Source organism: Rugamonas apoptosis (assembly GCF_014042355.1).
In the GTDB taxonomy this organism is placed as follows: domain Bacteria; phylum Pseudomonadota; class Gammaproteobacteria; order Burkholderiales; family Burkholderiaceae_D; genus Rugamonas; species Rugamonas apoptosis.
In genome coordinates, this window is record NZ_JACEZU010000027.1 from 1 (window position 1) to 3284 (window position 3284).

The window sequence follows — 3284 nt, forward strand, 5'->3', positions numbered from 1 at the left end:
GTCAAAGCTTGATGACCATAGCAAGTTGGTCCCACCCCTTCCCATCCCGAACAGGACCGTGAAACAACTCTGCGCCGATGATAGTGCTGCAACCAGTGTGAAAGTAGGTTATCGTCAAGCTAGTTATTAAGGGAAAACCCCCATCAGCCTGAACGCGCTCAAGATCGCGCTCAGTGCAGATGGGGGTTTTTTTCGTCCTGCTTCAGCAGCCAGGCTGTTTGGTCGGTGCCAGCATCGGTAATTTCAGCGTGAACTTGGTGCCCCGCCCTAGCTCGCTATTGACCTCGATGGTCCCGCCCAGGATTTCCGTCACAATATTGTGTACGATATTCAATCCCAGGCCAGATCCACCCACCCCCATCTTGGTGGTGAAGAAGGGATCGAAAATCCGATGGAGGTCGGCCGGCTTGATGCCCATGCCCTCGTCCTCCACCACCAGCGTGACCCAGCCAAACGACGACAGTCTGGCGCTGACATTGATCGCGCCGTCGCTATAGCCATCGTAACCATGCACGATCGCATTGTTGATGAGGTTGTTGACCACCTGGCCTAGCGGCCCAGGGAAGCTATCCATCATCAGCGATTCCGGAATATCCTGCCGGATGACAAATGGCGTGCGCTTGATGGTCGGTTGCAGGGTCAGGATATTTCCTGCCACCACTTCGGATAGCAAAAAGCTGCGCCGTTGCGAACTGGTCTGGTCGACCGCGACCTGCTTGAAATTGGTGACAATATCGGCCGCCCGGTGCAAATTGCGGCTCAAGATATCCACCGTCAGGCGCGCATTTTCCATGTAGCGTTCGAAGACGGAGCGCTTGACGCTGCCATCCTCGGCCAGTCCATGCACGATGTCGCCGGTTTGATTTTCAAAGGTGCTGGCCGCCATCAGACTGTTGCCGATAGGCGTGTTGAGTTCATGTGCGATGCCCGCCACCATGGCGCCCAGCCCAGCCAGTTTCTCATTGCGGATCAGGTCTTCACGGGCCTTGGCCAGCGTGGCGATCATCTCCTGCAGTTCGCGGTTGGCCTTGCGCAGCGCAAGGTGGGTATTGATGCGGGCGAGAACTTCTTCGATCTGGAATGGTTTGGTGATGTAATCGACGCCACCCACATCGAATCCCGTGACTTTCTGTTTGGGATCGGTCACCCCGGTCATGAAGATGACGGGAATATCCTTGGTCGCCTTGCCGGCCTTCAGGCGCCGGCAGGCTTCGAAACCATCGATGCCGGGCATGACGACGTCGAGCAGAATGAGATCCGGTTCCGCAAATTCGGCCCGCATCAACCCTTCGGCCGCCGTCTGGGCCAGTACCACCAGGAAGCCGTGCCGTTCCAGCCGGTCCAGCAGCGCGCCGAGGTAGGACAGGGAGTCGTCGACAATGAGGATTGTCGGCATTGGTACATTGGGAAATGCACTTTGGTCCATCGAGCGCCCGGGCGAAAGTCAATTCCTCCCAAGTATAGGCATACTACGTTCCGGAATGTAAAAAATCACAGATCCGGAAGCAGTTTTCGTTGGCTTTTTTTCTTTTCGTTAAAGTAGGTTCAGGCCTTTCAGCATGACCAGCAAAGTCAGCACGGGCGATACGTAACGGAGCAGGAAGAACGCCGCTCGCGTTACACCCGGGTTGTTCAATTTTCCCTGATTGGACAAGGCATTAGTGAATTTTTCCTTACCCCAGACCCAGCCCACGAACACGGCAAGCAAGATGCCGCCGGCCGGCAGAATAACGTTCGATGAGATGAAGTCGTACAGATCGAACATGTTCAGGCCAAATAGCTTGAAGTTAGCGAGGACATTGTTCGTCAGCGCGCAAGTCGAGCCGAGCAACGCCAGGCCGAGGATGGTGAGCAAGGTCGCGCGGCGACGGGGGATGTTCAGCCGCTCATGGAGGATGACAACCGGTACTTCCGTCAGCGACAGCATGGCGCCGGTCGCCGCGATGGCTGCCAGCACGAAGAAGGCAATCATCAGCAACTGCCCCATGGGAATTTGGGAAAATACGGCTGGGATCGTGATAAACACGAGGGCCGGACCAGCCGCCGGGGCGAAGCCGAACGTGAAGACCGCGGGGAAGATCGCCATGCCCGCGAGCATGGACACGCACAGGTCGGCCGCCATGACACGCGCAGTTGTCATCGGGATGTTCTGATCATCGCGGAAATAGCTGCCGTAAGTCAGCATCGCGCCCATGCCCAGCGAAAGCTTGAAAAATGCCAGGCCCATGGCCGTCAGGATGGCAGAGGCCGTAATTTTGCTGAAATCCGGGCGGAACAGAAAGGCCAGTCCTTCGCCGGCCTTGTCCAGCGACAGGCTGACGGCGCATAGGATCATCAGCAGCAGGAACAGCAAGGGCATCAATTTCTTCGCCAAGGCTTCGATGCCTTTAGTGACGCCCAGCAGCAATATGCCGCCGATAAAGATCAGTACGCCCCATTGCCACAGTAGCGATTGCACCGGATCACCGATGAGCGCGTTGAATGCCGCCTCCGTGACATGGCGATCGTTGCTGAGGATAGAGCCGCCTATGGCCTTGAATACATAGGCGAACACCCAGGCCACCACTTCCGAATAAAAGGACAGGATCAAAAAAGCCGCGACCATGCCGGCCGCACCGATCAGCCACCATGGTTGGCCCTTGGGCGCCAGTTTTTGGAGCGCGGTAATGGGATTGGATCTGGCTTGGCGGCCGACCGCCAGCTCGGCCATCATGACCGGCAAGCCGATCACCAATGTCGCCAGGAGGTAGATCAGCAGGAAGCCGGCACCGCCGTTGGCGCCGGTGAGGTAAGGGAATTTCCAGATATTGCCCAGCCCGACGGCCGATCCCAGCGTTGCGGCGAGGACGCCGAATCCGGAGCTGAATGTGCCGCGCTTGGCGGTATGGGTGTTGGCTTCTTGCATGGCCATATTCCTTGTACTGTTTGCCATGGCGGCAAAAGGGCGGAATTGTAGCAGTTGTGCGCCGCAAAAATTCCTTGCCAAGCCATCGTTTCGTTTGTTATAGTTCGGTCCCTCGCGAAACAGCGCATGCAAATGTGAGTTGAGCGAGGCGAAACAAGGGGTTGACGAGTTATACGAAATGCCGCATAATCTCACTTCTCTGCTGCTGACAAACAAAACGATTTGTCGATGAGCAGCAAGCAGTACCGAATAAAGTTCTTTAAAAATTCACAGTCGATAAGTGTGGACGTTTGATGGAAGTGCACACGAAGCCAGTCTTCGTGATACTTAAAATATCAAATGTTCACAAGAAGTAATGAAATAGGATACTCGCAAGAGT

Annotated in this window: 2 protein-coding genes and 1 rRNA gene; 1 reads left to right on the forward strand and 2 read right to left on the reverse strand. The window is 55.9% G+C overall.

Going from position 1 to position 3284, the window contains the following annotated elements:
- Window positions 1-7 precede the first annotated feature (7 nt).
- A 5S ribosomal RNA gene (gene rrf, locus H3H39_RS27210) occupies window positions 8-120 on the forward strand.
- 82 nt (window positions 121-202) lie between these two features.
- Here rrf and H3H39_RS27215 read toward each other — a convergent pair.
- Window positions 203-1396 carry a sensor histidine kinase gene (locus H3H39_RS27215; protein ID WP_182157679.1) on the reverse strand — a complete coding sequence of 398 codons (1194 nt, stop codon included), beginning with the start codon at window positions 1394-1396 and terminating at the stop codon, window positions 203-205.
- A gap of 138 nt (window positions 1397-1534) precedes the next feature.
- A complete protein-coding gene (locus tag H3H39_RS27220; RefSeq protein ID WP_229218355.1) occupies window positions 1535-2905 on the reverse strand; it encodes a sodium-dependent transporter in 1371 nt (456 codons plus the stop codon).
- Window positions 2906-3284 lie beyond the last annotated feature (379 nt).